This is a genomic window from Clostridium ihumii AP5, from assembly GCF_000612845.1.
In the GTDB taxonomy this organism is placed as follows: Bacteria; Bacillota; Clostridia; order Clostridiales; family Clostridiaceae; genus Clostridium_J; species Clostridium_J ihumii.
Map to the genome: position 1 here is coordinate 75,845 of NZ_CCAT010000043.1, position 21,252 is coordinate 97,096.

Genomic DNA, 21,252 nt, shown 5'->3' on the forward strand with positions numbered 1-21,252 from the left:
TTATATAGGGTTCCAATTTTAAATTCAAAGTAATAGCTTTCTCAAATGACAATAATAATCTCACAGCTTATTCTATTATAATGCTTGGAAGCAATTAACAATTAGCAATTAGCAATTAACAATGATGGTTAATAGTACTCACTTCGTTACTAATATTTTTGAATAGAAATCTATAAAAACTAAGTTTTTATATAATCTTTAATTAATTTGTTGTACAAATTATTTTAAAAATCTATTAAAAAAATTGAGCTTTCAGTTTTATTCTTCATTGTTAATTGTTCATTTTTGTATAACACTTTAAATTGCTCTTTCTCAACTGAAATATGAATAATGTTAGTAAAGAAACTTTTCATTCTTATTTTTTAGTTATTAATTGGTTCTAAATATTAAAATAAGTAAGTAATATCAAATTTTGATATCATAATAGTGAATACTAGAAAAATAGTTAAAACAACTTATTTCGCATAAAGAAAATATTAGAGCCTTAAATTTTATGTGGTTCTAATATTTTTTTATTTATATTATTTTATATTAATTTTTCATATAGTTTAAAAAATTCTAATCCATAATGCTTAAGTCCTAAGTCTACAGTGTCAATATACTTAAAACCACATTTTTCATAAAGCTTAATGGCTGGTGTATTACCTTCATAAACATCTAATCTAATAGATTTTATATTTAAATTAATAGCATATTCAGTAGCAAAATCAATTAATCTTTTACCTACACCACATTTCATAAACTTTGGATGAACAACAAAAGTATATATAACTAAAATTTTTGAATAGTCAGATTTGAAGTTCCAAGTAGCATTATGATATGCTTCTTCAGGCGTATTACTTAAAATAATAGAACCAATAATTTTATCATTATACTTTGCTATATAAAGATTTCTATTTTTAATTCCATTGATTGCATCTTCTCTTGTAGGATATATACCTTTTTTCCATCCGGGATAATTTATTCCACTGGCCAAATAATCATTTAAATCATTATAAAGATTTTCTAATTCATTTATATCACATTCTTTTCCTAATTCAATAATAATATTCATATGCTACCTCCAAAGTAAAAGCACAAAATTTATATTATTATACAATAAATTAGAAATAAAGTAAATTAAAGTAATGAAAGGCATCTCAGTTTTAATATAGATATATATAGTTAAAGATGAGTTTATTCATGTTTCAAGTGAAACCTCTAATTAATTTAATGAAAAATTAAAAATTAAGAATTGAAAGTTAATATTAAAGTTAAGTTTCTAAGTATTTCTATTCTTAAATGTCATTACCACCTTTGTAGGCGAGAATTCATTTTTGCCAAACGTCACTTGGATATATTGATTTCAAAAAAATGTTTATCGTTAATTATTAATTTTTCTACAATAGTTTAAATATATATTTCTCAACTAAAACATGAATAACTTAAAGTTTAGACTTGTATTCCTATATATTTGCAAGGAATAATTGTAAGAGATATAATCAACTTAAAATTATAAGTATATAATACTTATAGGATTAGGGGGATTTTTATGAGGGCTATTGATTTGTATTATAAATTAGAAAAGGACTTTATAACAAATGAGATGAATGATACTTGGGCAATTTTTATGACAAAATTAGATTGTTATCTTTCTAAAAATTTTAAGGAAAGAAGTATGGGGTTAGTTTGTGATTTCACAAATGAAATTGAAAAGGTGTATTGTGCTGTTTTCCCTACTAAAGAAGTTTTAAAGAGTATAATTGATGATGGTGTTAAAAACTCAATGTTGTTTTTACATCATCCTTCTATTTGGGATATTAGAGGAGAAAAGTCATTTTATCAAATGGATAAAGAACTAATAGAAAAATTTAAAGAAAATAAGATATCGATATATAATTTACATGTGCCATTAGATAATTTTGGTGAATATTCAACAAGTAAAACTTTAGCTGATATTTTGGATATAGAAATTGAAAAACCATTTAAAAACTATTGTGGAGCCTTAAGTGGTGTAATTGGTAAAACAGCATGTAAAACCATGGAAGAACTGCATAATAAGTTTTCCAAGGTTTTAGGTCATGATACAAAACTTTATTTGTATGGAAACAACCATATAAAAGATGAAAGAGTAGCAATTGTAGCAGGTGGGGGAAATAGCATAGAAACTGCTAAAGAAATGATTGAAAATAATGTAAATATTCTTATCACAGGTGTTTCTATAAATAACAAAAAATATTCAGAAGTTCATGAGTTTGAAGAAAAAAATCATATTAATATTTTGGGAGGAACACATTATTCTACAGAAAAATTTGCATGTCAAAAGATGTGTATATATTTTCAAAACCTTGGAATTCCATCTTGTTTTATTGAAGGAGAACCAGTATATGAGGATATGTAAGTTATAAAAATTTTATAAAATAAATATAATAATTTAATGAAAGAAAAAAATTTTTCAATTGATAAATTTGTTATTTAAGCATCACATAAAAACGTAGCTTTTAAGTATTTCCATCTTAGATATTAGGAACAAAGTGAGTAATAACTACCATAACTTTTCACTCTTACTTCTTAATTGGTTCCCAACATTAAAATAGAATTAATATGTGATTTTAGTCCTATCATTTTATACAGATATTACTTTAAATTTGTACTTGGAACATTATATCCTTTTACAATAAAAATTATAATTGTGATATAATTGAAATTATACTGTAATGTGGAGTGAGTATATAAAGGGGAGAAGTTTATGAAAAAACAAAGTGATATTAATAAAAGAGCATGGAATTATAGGGCAAATGAGCATTGGATAAAAGATTTAGGAAACCCAGATAAGGTTGCTATTGATATGGTTAATGATCCTAATAAATATTTAAGAAGACACATTGAATTTTTAGGAGATGTTAAAGATAAGAAGATTGTTAATATACTTGGTTCTTGTGGTAAGAAAGCAGTACCACTTGCAGTACTTGGAGCAGATGTTACAGTTATAGATATATCAAGTGAAAATAGAAATTATGCAATGGAAGTTTCAAAAAATGCAAAGGTAGATTTAACATATATAGTGTCTGATTTTTTAGAAGTTGATATAAAGAATATTAAAAATAGCTTTGATATTGCATATATGGAAGGTGGAATACTGCATTATTTTTCAGAATTAAATGATTTTTCAAGAAAAGTATATGATATGTTAAAGGTAGGAGGAAAGTTAATTTTAAATGATTTTCATCCTATAAGAAAGATATTTAAAGACAGAGATATCTTTGTAAATAATGCTGATAGCTTAGATGTAGTAGGTGATTACTTTGAAAATGATTTACATGAGGCAGAAGTAGCTTATGAAAAACTAATGGAAATTAATTGTGAAGAGCAATTCCCTAAGTGCTTATTAAGATACTGGACCATGGGAGAAATAATAACATCATTTGCAGAGGCTGGATTTGTTATTGAAAAACTTATTGAAGGACCTAGATTTGATGAACATAAAAACATACCGGGTGAATTTACATTAGTTGCACATAAAAATGAATTATAGAGTGCAAAAATGAAGAGGTTAAAAGTAGTAATAATTATTTTAGTCATAGCTCTTATAGCTAATGCGGTATTATGTTTATTTAAAGTCATTGACTCTAAAATAGGTATGTCAATTTCATTATTAATGCTAGGTGTATTAAATATAATTTATGCATATAATTCTTTTAAAAATGAAAAGAAAATGGATGCTATTTTGTTTTTAATGAGTTCAATATTTGTTATATTTGTTGGTTTATATACAATGTATTTATACAAAAGTGTAGGTTAAGCAAAAAAATAAGCTAATTTTTTATATTAGCTTATTTTTTTATATAGAAATTTTAATTTAAGATAAGAGAAGTTGTTTTAAAAATTGTAAGTAATATATTTTAAACTTTATGTGAAAAATCAAATAAAATATAAAAAATAATTTGAATTTTCTTAAAATTAATTTAAAATACTATTATAGGAATTTTTTATAAAAGCTTAAATTAATATTAGAAAGGGTAATTGATGAATGGAGAAACTTTTATATAAAGAGTTAAGTTTCAAATTAGATGAAATAAATATTAGTGATGTAGTTAATTTTATTTTAGAGCATTATAAATTAAGTGCAAAAGATGAATTAATAATAATTAATGTAGGTACTGATAAATGTGTTGGAGATAGTTTTGCTCCAATGCTTGGAAGCTATATGGAAGAACATAATATGAGTATTAAATTTTATGGAACTTTAGATGATCCTATTCATGCAAAAAACTTTAGAGAAAAAATTGATTATATAGATAAACATCATGAAAATGCTTTTGTAATAGTTATAGATGCATGCCTCTGTGATGATGAACGCGATATTGGAAAAGTTTATGTTAGAAATAAAGCTATTTCACCTAGAAAAGGACTAAGAAGTAGTTTGCCTTCTATTGGGGATATATCAATATTATATATAGTTAACGAAGAAGGGTATAACCCATTTTTTCAATTAAATAATGTAGACATAAAAGATATAAATAAAGCAGTAGAAGAGATATATAAAATTATAGAGAAATTAGAAATGTTAATGTAAATAGTAATTTTATATGAGAAAAATTAAGAGGTATAAAAATGTTGAAACTTAATACAAAAAGATTGGATATTTTAGCTTTAAATGAAGAAAATTTAAAATTATGTATAAATGATTTTGAGAAGTTTGAGAAAAATATAGGATTAAGTTGTTCTGAAAAGAATATAGAGGATAAAGATAGAAATGTTTTTTTAATAAGGCTAAAAGATGTAGTTAAAAATAATGAAAAATATATGTGGTACACAACGTGGATTATAATATCTAAAAATGAAAATAAATATATTGGACATCTGATGATAAAAGGGTATCCAAATGAAAATGGTGAAGTGTTAATTGGATATGTTATAAGAAAAGAATATAGAAGACAAGGGTACATGGAAGAAGTTTTAAAATGTATCATAGAATGGATATTTTTAAATAATGATGTTAAAAGTGTAATTGCAGATACAGTAAAAAGTAATATTCCATCTCAAAATTTATTAAAGAAATTAGGTATGACTTTGTATAAGGAAGATGAGGAGTGTTTTTGGTGGCGATTAGACAAATTATAAAATTAGACTATTAAATTATTTGTTATGTTGAAATAAAAATACAATTTTTTCATATTAAAGCAATAAAATCAGTTATGGTTTTATTGCTTTTTATAATATTATAAAAAATTATAAGAAATTCTTATCTATTAGAAATATTTATAATTATAGAAAGTGTTATAGGAGGGTGCTAACATATAAAGGATGTAGAGTAAAAAATATTAAAATAAATATTTTTTAAGAAAGGGGTTTTAAAATTGATTAGAGAAGAAATGACACCAAAGGAAAGAATGATAGCATTCTCTAAAGGACAGGAAATTGATAGAGTTATATGCGTTCCAGATATGGGAGTTACAATGACACCATTTACTGGAGTTAAAGCAAGTGATTATTATCACTCAGCAGAGCTTATGGCCGATTTAGAAATAGCATTGTTTAAAAGATTACGTCATGATGGAGTAGGAATATCTACAAGTCTTAGAGGTGTTGCAGAAGCAATGGGTGCAAAAGTTGGGTATCCTGAATATGGAATTTCTTACTTAATAGAACCAGCTATTAAATCTGTAGATGAAATAGAATCACTTAAAATAATTAATCCATTAAAAGATGGAAATTTACCTACTTTACTTAAAGCATTGACTCTAACAAGAGATGCACTTATAGATGAAGTTGATGTTAGTGCAGCAATGTCAGGTCCTTTTAGTGTGGCAGCATCTGTAGTAGGAACAGAAAATTTATTAAAATGGATGATTAAATATCCTAAAAAAGTTCACACTTTAATGGATATAATTGCAGAGTGCAATAATAAATACATTGAAGAGGTAGCTAAACTTGGTTTATCTATAGGATTTGCAGATCCAGTATCATCTACTAGTTTAATAAGTGCAAAGCAATTTAGAGAATTTTCATTACCAGCATTAAAAAAGAATATTGATAAAATAAAAGAAACAACAGGCAGTGCACCAGGAATACATATTTGTGGTAAAAGTAAAGAAATTTGGGAAGATGTTGTTAATGCAGGAGTTTCAAACTTTAGTATAGATAATGTAGAAGATTTAGAAGAAGCTAAAAATATGATAGGGGATAGAGTAGTTATAACAGGAAATGTTCCACCTGTAGATGCGGTACACTCAGGTACTAAGGAAGAAATTTTTGAAGCAGTTAAAACATGTATTAGAAAAGGTCATGATTCTAAAAAAGGATATGTTTTAAGTACAGGCTGTCAAATTCCAATGCATACACCAATTGAAAATATTGAAATGTTTATGGATGCGGCTAAAAAGTATGGAAAATATCCTATAGATATAAATTTACTAAATGAGTAAATGACTTAAAGGAAAATAGGGATTTAAAAAGGATAAGGTACTGTAATTAATGAATGTCATTAATTACACAAGGGGGAAAATAAAATGAAAAATAATGAAAAAAAGGGGAATGGATTAGCACTTATACCATTTGTTGTATTTGTTTTAGTATATTTATCATCGGGGATTATACTTTCTATAAAAGGTGAGGAAATGGCATTTTATCAATTTCCAGCACCAATAGCAGCAATCATAGGAATAATAGTTGCATTTATACTTATAAAAGGAAATTTAGATAGTAAGTTTGATACATTTATAAAAGGTTGTGGAGATGACAATATAATTATTATGTGTATCATATATTTATTAGCAGGAGGATTCTCAGCAGTTTCAAAAGCTATGGGTGGTGTTGATGCTACAGTAAATTTAGGATTAACTTTAATACCAGCACAATTTATAATAGTTGGTATATTTATAATAGGAGCTTTTATAGCTATTTCAACAGGAACATCTGTAGGAACTATTGTTGCTGTAGCACCTATAGCTGTTGAACTTGTTGAAAAGGCTGGGCTGAATATGCCATTAGCATTAGGAGCATTGGTTGGTGGAGCAATGCTTGGAGATAATCTATCTATTATATCAGATACAACTATAGCAGCAACAAGAACTCAAGGTGTATCAATGAAAGATAAGTTTAGGGTTAACTTAGGATTTGTATTACCGGCAGCAATAGTTACAATAATATTTTTATTCATATTTGGTAAACCAGTAACTACACCACAAATTGAAAGTCATGCATTTAACTTAATAAAAATAGTTCCATATATGTTTGTTTTGATTATGGCATTAGCAGGGAAAAATGTATTTGCTGTTTTAACTGGAGGAATTATTCTTTCAGGAGCTATTGGAATGTTCTATGGAAGTTTTTCATTTTTAGGTTTTGTTAAAGAAATATATGCAGGATTCACAGGTATGTTTGATATATTTGTGTTATCTTTATTAACTGGTGGACTTGCAAACATGGTATCTAAAGGTGGCGGACTTGACTATTTATTATATAAAATAAACAAGAGAATAAAAGGTGAAAAATCTGCTCAAATAGGAATTAGTGCACTAGTAGCACTTACTGATGCAGCAACAGCAAACAATACTGTATCTATTATTGTAAGTGGAGAACTTTCAAAGAAATTATCAAAAGAACATAATATAGATCCAAGAAAAACAGCGTCATTACTAGATGCATTTTCTTGTATAATGCAAGGACTTATACCATATGGAGCACAACTGCTTATAGCTGGAAGTTTTTCAAATGGAATGGTAAGTCCAGTTCAAATAGTTCCATATATGTGGTATTCATTTGTATTAATAGTATTTGCAGTTTTATCAATAATGACTCCTTTAGGAAATGGATATATAAAAAAACATCCTTGGAATTTTAATGAAAATTCAAGTGGAATATCTAATGAGTTAGATGCTTAAAATTATTTTTATAGGGTTTCAATTTGAAAAATGAAATTATTAATATATCAAATGAAAACAAAGTTATTAAAGGAATCAGTAATTATTTAAAACGGTATTCATAAAAATTTTCTAAATCAATTTTTAAAGAAATACTTATGTAAATAATTTCTGGTTATTGATGAAGAAACAATTTTTATTTGATAAATGTGTTATTTAAAATTTGAACCATATACTAATAATATAGTTTTTTATAAAGAAGTTTAAATTTATGTAAAGTAAAAAAACAAGTTAAATATTAATATTTAACTTGTTTTTTATACCTAAAAACCTTTCTTTTTAGCAATAATTCCGCTTTCGTTTGTTCCAGGTTCTTCAATTGTGGTATTAAAACTACTATTAGCATATTGATGTTGAGTTTTATTACCGTTTTTTAAGTAATTTTCTTTAGTGTATTCTTTTTGATTTTTATCTTTCATATTTAAAAGTCCTTTCTTAAAGTTTTAAATAAATATTTAATTTATAAACTTAGTATGCTACAAAAGGCTTTTACTATACAAAAGTTATATTAAGTATTTAATGTAGTTACATTATTATTTGTTTTTCCTCGTTTAAATGATATTTCCGCTTTTCCAGTGTGAAGTTGCCACATATACCAAAATAAATAAGGTATAATTAGTATAAAGTTTAGAATCCCCCAGTATTTTGCAAAACTTGCATTATACCATGTTGATGCATCCATTACTTTTAAGAACATTGTTCCAAAACAAGAACGTAAAATCATATGAGTTGCTAAAGTGTAAACTCGTGACATAATATACAATTCAGGTTTCTTCTTGAAAATAGGATATAGTTCTGCAGCCATTAAAATACAGATTGTACTAGCAAAGTAATTAGGACTTTCACCATATACAAAACATAAATTCCAAGTAGTATATAAGAAATTCCAGCCTACAGTTGTGTAACATATTAAATCACCTTCACCAGTTTTTGAATACTCCCAAAACTTAGGTGCAAAAGGGATAGTTGCACATAGTAAAAAACCACAAGCTGCATTAGCATAGTTTCCTAAACTTACATCTTTTAATGTTGCTTCTAGTATATTTAAAAATAGCATTCCATAAACGAACCAAAGAATCCAACCTTTTTGAAAGAACTCCCAAAATGAACCTTTTCTTTCTTCAAAGTTAGCAATTCTGCAAAAACCAACTACAATTGTAGGTAATATAACACTTAATATTTTTGCCCAACGGAACCAACCACTAACACCACCCATTAACCAAAGTGGGAATGTTAACAAAGAACAAATCCAAACAATATTTGCAAGTTTGTATTTCTTCCTCAGTAATTCTGTTATGCATAGCAATACTACAAAGTATGTAAGCATAGATAAAGCATATTTCCAAATAGGAATGCTCATTTATAACACCTCTTTTCTATATAAAATAAGTATAGGTTCATCCTATTAATATAGAATAAATTGGATTACATAATTATGTCAAGAATTGAAATAAGACAATTTTTTTATAAGATAAAATTTTATTCTTAAATTAGTTGCAATGACAACTAATTAGTGATAATATAGTTGTTGGCGCAACTATATTATAAATATTTAGAAGGTGAATTTTATGAATATAAATGATATAGAAATAACTGATTGTGACTCTATAGGTAGATATGTAGCAGAAATATATAGAACTCAAATTATGTTCTATTCTAAAAAATTTGCTAAGTTTAATATTGGAGCAGGACAATATTTATTTCTACTATTTTTATATAGAAATGACAATATAACTCAAGAACAGCTGACTGATGAAGTTAGAGTTGATAAAGGAACTACAGCAAGAGCTATTAAGAAACTTGAAGAAGAAGGATATGTTATAAGGACTAGGAAAGAAGATGATAAACGTTCATATAATTTAAGATTAACGAAAAAAGCTCATGATATAGAAAATGAGTTTTTTCATGTTTTAAATGATTGGAAAGAACTTATAAGTAAAACAATAACAAAAGAAGAGTCAGATATTACTTTAAAAGTATTAAAGAAAATAGTTTTAAGTGATTGGTTTATGAAGGGAGAGTTTGAAGAATGAATCATCAAAAAAGATTAGGTGAAGAAAAAGTATCTAAATTGCTTTTAGAATTTTCAGTTCCAGCAATTATAGGAATGGTTGTAAATACTCTGTATAACATAATTGACAGAATGTATATAGGACATATACCTAAGGTTGGAAACTTAGCACTTACAGGTGTAGGAATTACACTACCAATTATGACAATAATATTAGCATTTGGTATGCTTGTTGGTATAGGAACTTCAGCAAAAATATCAATAAAGCTTGGACAAAACGAAAGAGAAAGTGCAGAAAATCATTTAGGAAATGCATTTACATTATTACTAATAATAAGTATTTTAATATCAATTATAGGACTTGTGTTTATTGATCCTTTATTAAATATATTTGGAGCTAGTAAAGATACATTTGTTTATGCAAAAGATTATGTACAAATAATCTTTATGGGAACTATATTTAACATGTTAAGCTTTGGTCTTAATCACTCAATAAGAAGTGATGGTAGCCCAAAAGTTGCAATGGGTTCTATGCTTATAGGAGCTATAACAAATATAGTTTTAGACCCTATATTTATATTTGCATTAGATATGGGAGTTAGAGGTGGAGCTATAGCAACAGTTATATCTCAAATTGTTTCAACTATATGGATATTATATTACTTTACAAAGGGTAAGAGCGTACTTAAAATTAAGAAAAAATATATGATATTAAGAAAAGAAGTTGTATTAAGTATATTTGCCATTGGAATGAGTCCATTTAGTATGCAAATTGCACAAAGTATTGTTCAATTAATAGCTAACAATTCATTAAAAACATACGGTGGAGATAATGCAATTGGTGCTATGGCTATAATTTCAAGTATTTCAATGATATTTATGATGCCTGTATTTGGAATAAATCAAGGCTCACAACCTATAATAGGATTTAACTATGGTGCTAAAAAGTATAAAAGAGCTAAGATGGCAGTTAAATATGCTGTTTTAGCAGCAACAACTATTGTTACAATTGGATTTTTAGCAGTTGAACTTGCACCAAAAATGTTAATATCAATGTTTAATAGCGACCCAGAACTTGTTGAAATGGGTGTACATGGAATAAGAATATTCCTTATGATGTTGCCAGTTATAGGATTCCAAGTAGTTAGTTCTAACTTTTTTCAATCAATTGGTAAAGCGAAAATATCTATGTTCTTAAGTTTATTAAGACAAGTTATAATATTAATACCATGTATGTTAATATTACCAAGATTTAAAGGACTTACAGGAGTATGGTTATCTGGAGCAGTAGCAGATGGATTATCAGCACTTATAACTGCGGTAATATTTATAAAAACAATTAGATCTTTAAAAGATGAAAATGGTAATGAAATTGAAGAAGGTAAAATTGCATTAGAAACAAAATAATTTATTTTTGAAATGGTATATCACAAGATGGTATATCATTTTTTTTATAGTAAATTATTTTTGGTCAAAAAGTGTTAAAGGTAATTTAAACCTTCATGTAGAATATACAATTAAAAGGGTTTTAAAGGAGTGGATATGGAGGATTTAAATAATGGATATGCAAAAGCGATTAGGTGAAGAGAAAATATATAAGTTATTATTAGAGTTTTCAATCCCAGCAATAGTGGGGATGATTGTAAATACTTTATATAATATAGTAGATAGAATGTATATAGGTCATATAAAAGGAATTGGCAACTTAGCATTAAGCGGTGTTGGCGTAGCAATGCCAATAGTTACAGTAGTGTCTGCTTTTAGCATGATGGTTGGAATAGGTACTTCCTATAAAATATCAATAAAATTAGGCGAAAATGACAAAGAAAATGCAGAAAATCATTTAGGCAATGCAGTAACATTGTTATTATTACTAAGTTTTTTAGCATCAGTTGTAGGGCTTGTATTTATTGACCCTATATTAAATATATTTGGTGCTAGTAAAAATACAATTGGATTTGCTAGAGATTATATAGAAATAATATTTATAGGAACTGTATTTAATATGTTAAGTTTTGGGTTAAATCACTCAATAAGAAGCGATGGTAGTCCAAAGACAGCTATGTTTTCTATGTTAATAGGAGCCATAGCCAACATCATATTAGATCCAATATTTATATTTGTATTAGATATGGGTGTTAGGGGTGCTGCAATAGCAACAATTATAGCACGGTCTATTTCTACAATATGGATTTTATATTATTTTACTAAAGGAAAAAGTATACTTAAAATTAAGAAAAGTAATATGAAATTAAAAAAAGAAGTTGTAATAAGTATAATTACTATAGGAATGGTGCCATTTTGTATACAAATTGCACAGGGATTTGTGCAATTAATATCAAATAATGCATTGAAAACTTATGGTGGAGATAATGCAATAGCAGCTATGGCAATAATTTCAAGTATATCAATGATATTTATGATGCCTGTATTTGGAATAAATCAAGGATCTCAACCTATAATAGGATTTAATTATGGCGCTAAAAATTATGAGAGAGTTAAAGAAACAGTAAAATATGGAGTAATAGTAGCAACTATTATTCTTATGTTAGGATTTTTAATTATTCAGCTTATGCCTAAAGTACTTATATCAATGTTTAATGATAATTCTGAGCTTATAAATACAACTATAAAAGGTATAAGAATATATCTTATGATGATGCCATTGGTTGGATTTCAAGTAATCATATCTAATTTATTTCAAGCAATTGGTAAAGTGAAAATAGCTATGGTTTTAAGTTTATTAAGGCAAGTAATTATATTGATACCATGTATGATAATAGTTCCTAAGTTTAAAGGAATTACAGGAGTATGGCTATCAGGAGCTATATCAGATGGACTTTCAGCCGTAATAACAGCTATTATACTTGTAAAAACAATTAAAAACATGAAAAAGAAAATAATCTTGTAAATATTACATTTTAACGTTGTATTTACAAGGTTATTGGAATTATAAATTAGACTAAAATATGTTTACCTAATTCAAATGCTTCATTAAGTTTGTCTTGTTTTTTTATAAGATCATTTTTAGTGTTTACACCTTCTATAGTAAATCTTTTAATTGGTTTTATGCCTAGGTGACCATAGTAATGTTCTATAGCGTTAATTAAATGTATATTTTCTTCAACATGGCTACCTGCTCTAATTGAAACAGAAATTCCAAGTTTTCCTTTAGGAACTAATGTTTCACCATTTGTATCACAAAGTGGAGTAGAGCGATCAAAAAAAACTTTTAATTGTCCAGTAACATCACCCCAGTATGAAGGTGATGCAATTATAACAATATCTGAATCATATAAATCCGCAAAGATTTTATCCATATCATCAGTTTGAATGCATTTTCTTGTTTCATGACATGAATTACAACCCTTACAATAATTTATGTTCATTTCCCCAAGAACATATTTTTTTGTTTCAATGTTATTAACTTTAAGACCTTCTATAATTTTATCAGATACATATGATGTACTTCCATTAGAGTTTGGACTTCCAACTATACATATTGCTTTCATAAATAAATCCCCCTAATTATTTTTATTTTGTATATGATAACATAAATGTATTTAAAATACATCAAAAATCCAAAGTTACATAAATTTAATTTTAAATTAGATATATGTTAGACGAATGAATGGTACATTTATAAATTTTTATTTAATATAAGGTATATGAAAATAATTAGATTTTTAGTCAATAATTTAATAGGGTAAACAGTTAAGAATTAAAATTACAAGTACAGAGATTTAAGATAGGTTGTCTAGTTTAAAGTGCAGGTAAAACTTAATGAAGATTTAATTCTATAGTGAAACAAGCTCGAATTCAAAACTCTTTTTAAAGCTGTAAATATATTGATTTCAAAAGAATACTTATTATAAAATGATTCCGAGCTAGTCTCACTCTTAAGGGTATCCAAGTTGAAACTTTAAGTTATTTATGTTTCAGCTGAGAATTCTAATTAATTTAATTGAAAATGGAAAATTGAAAATTGAAAGTGAATGTAAAAATTGGACTTCCAATTTTAAAGAATGATTTTTTATTAAATTTGCAGAGCAAATTAGTTGAAAACAATATAAAAACGTAGTTTTATAAAATATCCAAAGTAATAGTGATAGTTACTATTGAAACTATGATTAGTAAGAATATTATGATGGGGAATTTATTCTCCAAAATGAACTTTTTATGGATAAATATTATACTGATTTTATTTGAAGTACAAATAAAACATTGTAGTGGGGATTTCAATCCCCGGGATATTCACCATAACTTTTCACTTTTCACTCTTAACTCTTACTTGGTTCCAAATATAAAAATAAACTGTAAGATTAGTACTATCATTTGAGAAAGACATTACTTTAAATTTGAACTTGGAACCCTAGATATAAGAAATGGAATTAAATATCAATAATTGTCATGTAAACTTATATGTGATAAAATAATGGTTGTTGTACTTAATTTGATGGTGATGGGAGTGGTTACATAGGATATATAGTGTCAAAATAACTTAGATTTATATTAATTTAGATATATATTGTTAATGATTTAGAAAGAAAGAGTGATTTATAATGGGATTAGATATTTTATTTATTTTTAAAGCAATTATAGTCGCAATAGTAGAAGGATTAACGGAATTTATTCCAGTATCATCTACAGGACATATGATTTTAGTAGGAAGTGCTATTAATTTTCACGGTGAATTTGCAAAAATGTTTGAAGTTGTAATTCAGCTTGGAGCAATACTTGCAGTAGTTGTGCTATATTGGAAAAAAATAAAAGACAGTGTAATCGAGTTTTTTAAATATATTTTCACAAAAGGTAAACAAGGAAGAACAGGTTTTAAATTTGGAATAAATGTAATAGTAGGTTCTATTCCAGCAGGTATAGTTGGTGTTTTATTTTATAGTGATATAAAGAAACTATTTAAACCAGAAGCTGTAATTGTAGGCTTTATAGTTGGTGGTATATTATTATTAGTTATAGAAAACATGTTTAGAAAGAAAAAACATGCTACAAGAGATATAGATAATATAAGCTACATGCAATCATTAAAAGTTGGTATATTCCAAGTGTTATCTATGTGGCCAGGAATGTCAAGAAGTGCATCTACAATAATGGGTGGATGGATTGCAGGACTTTCAACACCAATAGCAGCAGAATTTTCATTTTTCTTAGCAATTCCAGCAATGATAGGATCATCAGGAAAAGATTTATTTGAATTTGACTTTTCTATAATGACTCCAACATTATGGATAGCTCTTATAATTGGATTTATCGTTGCATTCATAGTATCAATAATAGTTATGGATAAGTTTGTAACATTCTTAAAGAAAAGACCAATGAGAATATTTGCTATATACAGAGTAGCAGCAGGAGTTTTACTTGCAATACTAGTATTTACAAAAGTAATAACATTAAGTGCATAACAAATGATTTAAAGAGAGAACAAAATACTGTTCTCTCTTAATTTTTATAATGTATTTTAAAATTTATATAAAACCAGTATAATTTATAGATCTAAACCTTCTATGTCTATTTCACCATGAGAGTTTAATTGAACTTTAATATTTCTCATAGGTCTTTCAAGTAAATATTGTTTATATCCAATGGTAAATAACGTATTTGAATATGCTTTATCAGCAGTTATTACACCAAATTCATCAACTTGCAATTTAGTTTTTATTCCAGAAGGGCTTCCAACAGTTTTTAAATCTAAATGATTTCCAGCATATAAAGTTCCTCTCATGGCTACAGCGTTTTCATTAAGAAATTTTATATTTGAAAGAGCTCTTATTTCAGAGTTATAGGAACCTTTGCCAGAAATAATAATATCTTTTGTAGATTTTATTAAACTTGATTCTGTGTAAGATATATAAACATCAGATGGAATTATTACATTTACATTTAAATTCTTAAATTCATTTTCAAGAATAAATTTAAAGTTATATAGTTCTTTAATTGAAGAAACTTTAAAACTACATAAACCTACTAGTTTATTTTTTATAAAGTCTAAAACATCACTATTTATAATGCCTTGTTTTAAGTTATATGTCAGAATGTTAGTTGAAAGTTTCGGTAAGGTTTTATATCTAGTTTCTATAAGTATTTTAGTAAGTTCTCCAATAGTTTTATTAGGATAATGTGTTAATAACCTTTCTGTAGTGTTTATTATATTACCTAGTTCATTTATATAAATTTTTAATGTATTAAGATAAGATTCTTTTAAAGGATTTAAATCTTTTCCACCTGAAATAAGTGTTGAACTTATTACATTTTTAAAAATTTTAATGTTTCCAGTACAAGACAATTTAGAATATAAAACATTACCTTTTACTAATATGGAATTAGTACTTATAACTTTGTTGTTGTTTGTAATATTACTAGATACTTCAATATCACCTTTAAAAGTAATGTCACCAGAATCCTCATCTATATTATCTAGCATATAAACAGGGTTAACAGATATAACACCATTTTGAACAACAGGTCGTCCAGAAGTTGTAGATGTAATTATATTATTTTTAACTCTACAGCCATCACCTACATTAATGGGTGTATTTTTTATAGTTAATTTCTTTACTATGTCACCATATATATTTATTCCATCTTCACCAATGGAGCCTGGAATAATTTTAGCAATTATATCTTGAGTTTTCACATATGACATAGAATAAAGGTTTTTAAATTCATCTATATCATATAAACTTTTGTCATCATTGCAATCAAATAAAAGTTCTATTTTAGTTTTAGTATCATCTATAACAGGTGTACCTTTTGCTATAAGAATGTTTTCACCACCATTTAAGCAACAATCCTTAATATTTTTTATAATAACTCCACTTTTTACATTGATTTTATTTAATTCTTTAACAATATCTATTAGTGTGTATTTATTATGAAACTCTATAATTTCTTCTTCAACTTCTAAATTTAAAATTTCTTTAATAGCACTGTCTTTCAATTTATAAGTGGATTTAGGTATGTATTCAACAGTTAAGTAAGCTTCCATACAATCATCAGATATAGATATATTAAACTTTCTAAATGAATCATTCTCAATACTTTCATAAGTAATAATATCTTCTTCAGTAATTGTATATTGAGAGTTCTCATCACATTTTTCATTGTTAATATAAACTGTAATTCCATGACAAGGTGTAATTTGTATTTTATTTTTATTAAAGATATCTTCATAAACTAATATTTCACCATTTTTAACACTAGCACCATATTCCTTAAGAGATGTTTCAAAACTAGGGGATATTGGCAGTGAACATGTGTTGTCTAATTTCTCTTCTGTAGTAGAAGTATTATCTAAATAATGATTTTCTACTTTATCATTATCTAGAGTTAGATAGTCAAATATGACCTCTACCATAAATTCCTTATTAAAAAAATTAGATTTTTTTATGATATTATAGTCTATTTTTTCTTTAGGTAAATTTAACTCAAGAGAAGCTTTTTCTAAACAGTCATTTAAAGATATACCACGATATAATAAATGCATAATATCACACACCTTTCGATATTTATTAGAAAATTTTAAAAATAATTTATATTTAGACATATTATAACACGAATTTACATAATTAACTATAAAATAATTTCAATCTCAAATAAAATGTACTGAAATAGAGGGTTTATTAAATGAAATATCGAAAGTACATATTGAGTTAAAATCAAATTTATCTAGTATTTAATTAAGGTATATGTAGGAGGGTAATATGACAATAAAGTTAAATTATAATACAACCAATATTTTAGATAATACATTAGAAGAGGGCGTAAGAAAGTTACTTTATGAATGTAAGAAAGAAGAAACATATAATCATTGTAAGAATGTAGCTGAAATGAATGTGAAAATAGCCAAGATGTTTAATTTAGATATAGAAGCTTGCAAAAATGCAGGATATCTTCATGATATAGGTGCAATTGTAAGTTTAAATGAAATGTCTAAATATGCAAAAGAAAACTTTAGCTATATAGATAATGCAGAAGAGAAATATCCGTTTATATTACATCAAAGAATATCAAAGATAATTTCAAAAGAAGTTTTTAAAATAGAAGATATAAGAGTGTTAGATGCAATAGAATGTCATACAACTTTAAAAAGCAATCCATCCAAGTATGATATGTCACTTTTTATAGCAGATAAACTTGCATGGGATCAAGAGAATGTTCCACCATTTTATAATGAGGTAGAAAAAGCACTAAGTATATCTCTAGAAAAGGCATCATTAACATATATTAATTATATAATAGATAATAATGTTATTTTATGTCCGCATAAGTGGATATTAGATGCTAAAAAGTATTTGGAAAGCATAGTAGAAAAAAATTTTTAACTTTTACTACATGTATCTTATAAAGAAATACATTGAAAGTGTTGAAACTAATATATTTTTAAGCTTATACAAAATGTATAGTTTATTATGTAGAAGATAAAATTTACTTATATATACATAATAAAAAAGATGGGAGTGTTGTTTTGTGAAACTAAGAAAAAATAAAATAGTTACTTTTGCAATAATAATATTAGTTTTAATAATAGTTATAAAAGCATTAAGTTCATTTATGAGGAATGGAGATAATAGTAAAAATTATGCAACACCATGGCTACTAAATAAACCTATAGCACATAGAGGGTTACATAATGATGCTATTCCAGAGAACTCAATAAAATCTTTTGAAAATGCTATAAATAATAAAATGACAATAGAATTAGATGTGCATATGACTAAAGATAATAAGGTTGTAGTTTTTCATGATAGAAATTTAAAGAGAATGACAGGCTTAGATAAGAATATTGATGAATGTAGTTATGAAGAAATAAAAGGACTTACATTAAAAGATAGCAAAGAAAAAATTCCTACATTTGAAGAAGTTTTAAAGTTTGTGAATGAAAAAACTTCACTATTAATAGAAATAAAAAATGAAGGTAAAGTTGGTACTTTAGAAGAAGAGGTAAAAAAAGAATTGCAAAATTATAAAGGAGAATATGCAGTTCAATCCTTTAATCCTTTTGTTTTAGAATGGTTTAAAAAGAATAATCCTGAAGTATTAAGAGGTCAATTAGTTGGAAGTTTTAAAAATGAAGATATGAATGGATTAAAAAAATTTGTTCTTAAAAATATGCTTCTAAATTTCAAAAGTAGACCTAATTTTATAGCTTGTGAATTTAAAGAAGGAAATAAAGAGTTTATAGATGAACAAAGAGGAAATGGTGTACCACCTATTTGTTGGACAATAAGAACAAAAGAGGATTTAAAGATAGCACTTAAAGAATATGGCAATGCAATATTTGAAAATATAGATCCAAAAGATGTTTTTGAAATAGGAAGTGTGGAATATTCAGATTTCAGACCCCAATAAACTTATAAATTAATATGATGATTAAAAAACAAGTCAATTTATTTTTAAATTGGCTTGTTTTCCTATAATTTGAATTTTAAAATATATATTTACTAATAATTCAAATAAATCTTTTAATATAATAGGATACAATGACTTCATTTATGAAATAATATATATGATTAATTGATGTGTAAAGTTACCTTATGAAAGCGTATCTTTGATGTGATTAATTAAATGATTTTGTTTTTTATTAAACTTATGACAAGAATTACAGTTTAAATCTTTTATTTCTTTAAGGAGGAACTTTTTATGCAACTAGCTATGTTAGATAAAGTAAAAAAATCTTACAAAGACAGAGTTATATTAGATATTAAAAAGTTTGAGATTATAGAAGGAGATAGAATAGGAATTGTTGGATGTAATGGTGTAGGAAAAACTACATTACTTAAAATTTTAATTGGAGAAGAATTAGTAGATGAAGGTAAGGTTTTTATTACAGATAGTTATTCCTATGTAAGCCAACAAAAAAATTTTTTAGGCGAGTGTTTAGATTCTAAAGCAAAAAGTGTGTTTAATGCACCAACTAAATATGAAGACTACTTATCTGGTGGAGAAAAAGTAAAGCTTAAGATATCAGAAGCACTTACTGAAAATACTAGTCTTATAATATTAGATGAACCTACATCGAATTTAGATTCTAAAAGTATAGATGAACTTAAAGAGATGCTAAAAGATTTTAAAGGTACATTACTTATAGTTTCTCATGATAGGAGCTTTTTAAATGAACTTTGTACAAGTATTGTAGAAATAGAAAATGGAAAGTTAACTCAGTATAGTGGTGATTATAATACATATAGTAAGTTGAAAAGTGAAAAAAGAAAAAGAGAAGAAAAGGAATACTGTGAATATAAGAAAGAAAAAATAAGGTTAGAAAAAGCTATAGAGAAAAAAGAAGAATTAAGAGAAAGAATAAATAAAGCGCCAAAAGGTATGGGGAAATCTGAAGCTAAGACAATAAAAATGGGTGATCAAAGTGGAAAGAAAACTCTTGATAATAACATAAAGTCAATAAAAAATAGAATAAAACATATGGATATTAAAGAAAAACCTAAAAAAGAAATTGAAATAAAAATTAATATACAAAAGGGTAAAGAAATGAATTCAAAACATCCAATCACTGCTAAAAACTTAACATTATGTATTGAAGATAAAGTTCTATTAAATGATGCTAATTTTAGTATTGAGAGAGGAAAAAAAGTAGCTATAATAGGTGAAAATGGCTGTGGGAAAACTACTTTGATAAGAGAAATATTAAATAGAACTAATGATAATATACATGTTTGTAATACTGCTTATATAGGATATTTTGATCAAAGTCAAAACATTTTAAATGATAATAAAAGTATATTAGAAAATGTAAAAATGAACTCATCCTATGATAATAGCTTTATAATGATGAACTTAAATCACTTTGGTTTTAATTGTGATGATGTAAATAAACTTGTTTCAGAGCTTAGTGGTGGTGAAAAAGTTAAAGTTGCTATTTGTAAAGTTATATTATGCGATAATAATATGATAATATTAGATGAACCAACAAATTATTTAGATGTAAAATCTATAGAGTCATTAGAAAATGCACTTATAAGTACAGATAAAACAGTAATTGTAGTATCACATGATAAAGCTTTTATTTCTAATGTATGTGATTATATAATGGAATTTAAAGATAAAAGAATTGAACAATTTGATGGAAGTTATAATGAATATTTAGAATATGAAAATAAATTAATAAATAAAGTAGATAAAGAACATGATGATGAGTTATTAGTTTTAGAAAATAGATTATCAGAAACTATTTCATTATTATCAATAGAAACTGATGAAGAGAAAAAGTCAACTTTAAATAATGAGTATATAAATTTAATTAGCAAAATAAAGAAGATAAAAGTATAGATTGGTTGTTTCATGGTAGTCTAGGTATAACTTGGC

19 protein-coding genes are annotated in these 21,252 nt (G+C 25.9%); 14 read left to right on the forward strand and 5 right to left on the reverse strand.

Translation table 11 applies throughout. The annotated features are described in order from the left end of the window. Positions 1 to 526: 526 nt before the first annotated feature. Positions 527 to 1,054: a GNAT family N-acetyltransferase gene (locus tag BN346_RS06205; RefSeq protein ID WP_040327286.1), complete on the reverse strand. Its 528-nt coding sequence runs from the start codon at positions 1,052 to 1,054 to the stop codon at positions 527 to 529. A 477-nt stretch (positions 1,055 to 1,531) separates the two neighbouring features. On the opposite strand from BN346_RS06205, the gene BN346_RS06210 reads away from it, so the two are divergent. The 7 genes from BN346_RS06210 (at position 1,532) to BN346_RS06240 (ending at position 7,865) form a co-directional block, all read left to right on the forward strand. Then, on the forward strand, positions 1,532 to 2,380 hold the full coding sequence (locus BN346_RS06210) for a Nif3-like dinuclear metal center hexameric protein (protein ID WP_051540102.1): 849 nt from the start codon (positions 1,532 to 1,534) through the stop codon (positions 2,378 to 2,380). A 348-nt stretch (positions 2,381 to 2,728) separates the two neighbouring features. After that, positions 2,729 to 3,514: a class I SAM-dependent methyltransferase gene (locus BN346_RS06215; protein WP_040327287.1), complete on the forward strand. Its 786-nt coding sequence runs from the start codon at positions 2,729 to 2,731 to the stop codon at positions 3,512 to 3,514. A 9-nt stretch (positions 3,515 to 3,523) separates the two neighbouring features. After that, positions 3,524 to 3,781: a hypothetical protein gene (locus BN346_RS06220; protein ID WP_040327288.1), complete on the forward strand. Its 258-nt coding sequence runs from the start codon at positions 3,524 to 3,526 to the stop codon at positions 3,779 to 3,781. A 228-nt stretch (positions 3,782 to 4,009) separates the two neighbouring features. Next, entirely contained in the window at positions 4,010 to 4,555 is a 546-nt protein-coding gene (yyaC, locus tag BN346_RS06225) for a spore protease YyaC (RefSeq protein WP_051540103.1), read from the forward strand. 38 nt (positions 4,556 to 4,593) lie between these two features. Then, positions 4,594 to 5,103: a GNAT family N-acetyltransferase gene (locus tag BN346_RS06230; protein ID WP_051540105.1), complete on the forward strand. Its 510-nt coding sequence runs from the start codon at positions 4,594 to 4,596 to the stop codon at positions 5,101 to 5,103. Between the two features lie 236 nt (positions 5,104 to 5,339). Beyond that, positions 5,340 to 6,407: a methylcobamide--CoM methyltransferase gene (locus BN346_RS06235; RefSeq protein WP_040327289.1), complete on the forward strand. Its 1,068-nt coding sequence runs from the start codon at positions 5,340 to 5,342 to the stop codon at positions 6,405 to 6,407. An 84-nt stretch (positions 6,408 to 6,491) separates the two neighbouring features. Continuing rightward, complete coding sequence (locus BN346_RS06240) at positions 6,492 to 7,865, forward strand: Na+/H+ antiporter NhaC family protein (RefSeq protein WP_051540107.1); 1,374 nt, start codon at positions 6,492 to 6,494, stop codon at positions 7,863 to 7,865. A 302-nt stretch (positions 7,866 to 8,167) separates the two neighbouring features. Here BN346_RS06240 and BN346_RS21905 read toward each other — a convergent pair whose 3' ends face one another. Beyond that, positions 8,168 to 8,323, reverse strand: a complete 156-nt coding sequence (locus BN346_RS21905) for a hypothetical protein (protein ID WP_187372128.1) — start codon at positions 8,321 to 8,323, stop codon at positions 8,168 to 8,170. Between the two features lie 89 nt (positions 8,324 to 8,412). Further along, positions 8,413 to 9,264: a hypothetical protein gene (locus tag BN346_RS06245; protein ID WP_051540108.1), complete on the reverse strand. Its 852-nt coding sequence runs from the start codon at positions 9,262 to 9,264 to the stop codon at positions 8,413 to 8,415. A 208-nt stretch (positions 9,265 to 9,472) separates the two neighbouring features. Here BN346_RS06245 and BN346_RS06250 point away from each other — a divergent pair, with 208 nt between their 5' ends. From BN346_RS06250 to BN346_RS06260, 3 genes are all read left to right on the forward strand, one after another. Beyond that, positions 9,473 to 9,937 (forward strand): MarR family winged helix-turn-helix transcriptional regulator, encoded by a 465-nt coding sequence (locus BN346_RS06250; RefSeq protein WP_051540110.1) that lies wholly within the window; start codon positions 9,473 to 9,475, stop codon positions 9,935 to 9,937. Next, positions 9,934 to 11,322, forward strand: coding sequence for an MATE family efflux transporter (locus BN346_RS06255; RefSeq protein ID WP_040327290.1), 1,389 nt, complete (start codon positions 9,934 to 9,936; stop codon positions 11,320 to 11,322). Before BN346_RS06250 ends, BN346_RS06255 begins: the two co-directional genes overlap by 4 nt. Positions 11,323 to 11,473: 151 nt before the next feature. Then, entirely contained in the window at positions 11,474 to 12,826 is a 1,353-nt protein-coding gene (locus BN346_RS06260) for an MATE family efflux transporter (protein WP_040327291.1), read from the forward strand. A gap of 46 nt (positions 12,827 to 12,872) precedes the next feature. Here BN346_RS06260 and BN346_RS20460 read toward each other — a convergent pair whose 3' ends face one another. Then, positions 12,873 to 13,427: a flavodoxin family protein gene (locus BN346_RS20460; protein WP_051540112.1), complete on the reverse strand. Its 555-nt coding sequence runs from the start codon at positions 13,425 to 13,427 to the stop codon at positions 12,873 to 12,875. A gap of 1,050 nt (positions 13,428 to 14,477) precedes the next feature. Here BN346_RS20460 and BN346_RS06270 point away from each other — a divergent pair. After that, entirely contained in the window at positions 14,478 to 15,335 is an 858-nt protein-coding gene (locus BN346_RS06270; RefSeq protein WP_040327292.1) for an undecaprenyl-diphosphate phosphatase, read from the forward strand. Positions 15,336 to 15,418: 83 nt separating this feature from the next. Here the strand turns inward: BN346_RS06270 and BN346_RS06275 are convergent, their stop codons facing one another. Further along, entirely contained in the window at positions 15,419 to 17,416 is a 1,998-nt protein-coding gene (locus tag BN346_RS06275) for a FapA family protein (RefSeq protein WP_040327293.1), read from the reverse strand. Positions 17,417 to 17,633: 217 nt separating this feature from the next. Between BN346_RS06275 and BN346_RS06280 the strand changes: the two genes are divergently transcribed. The 3 genes from BN346_RS06280 (at position 17,634) to cplR (ending at position 21,216) form a co-directional block, all read left to right on the forward strand. After that, positions 17,634 to 18,254, forward strand: a complete 621-nt coding sequence (locus BN346_RS06280; RefSeq protein ID WP_040327294.1) for an HD domain-containing protein — start codon at positions 17,634 to 17,636, stop codon at positions 18,252 to 18,254. 145 nt (positions 18,255 to 18,399) lie between these two features. Beyond that, positions 18,400 to 19,281, forward strand: coding sequence for a glycerophosphodiester phosphodiesterase family protein (locus tag BN346_RS06285; RefSeq protein ID WP_242838400.1), 882 nt, complete (start codon positions 18,400 to 18,402; stop codon positions 19,279 to 19,281). A 291-nt stretch (positions 19,282 to 19,572) separates the two neighbouring features. Beyond that, positions 19,573 to 21,216, forward strand: a complete 1,644-nt coding sequence (gene cplR / locus BN346_RS06290; protein ID WP_040327295.1) for an ABC-F type ribosomal protection protein CplR — start codon at positions 19,573 to 19,575, stop codon at positions 21,214 to 21,216. Positions 21,217 to 21,252: the final 36 nt, after the last annotated feature.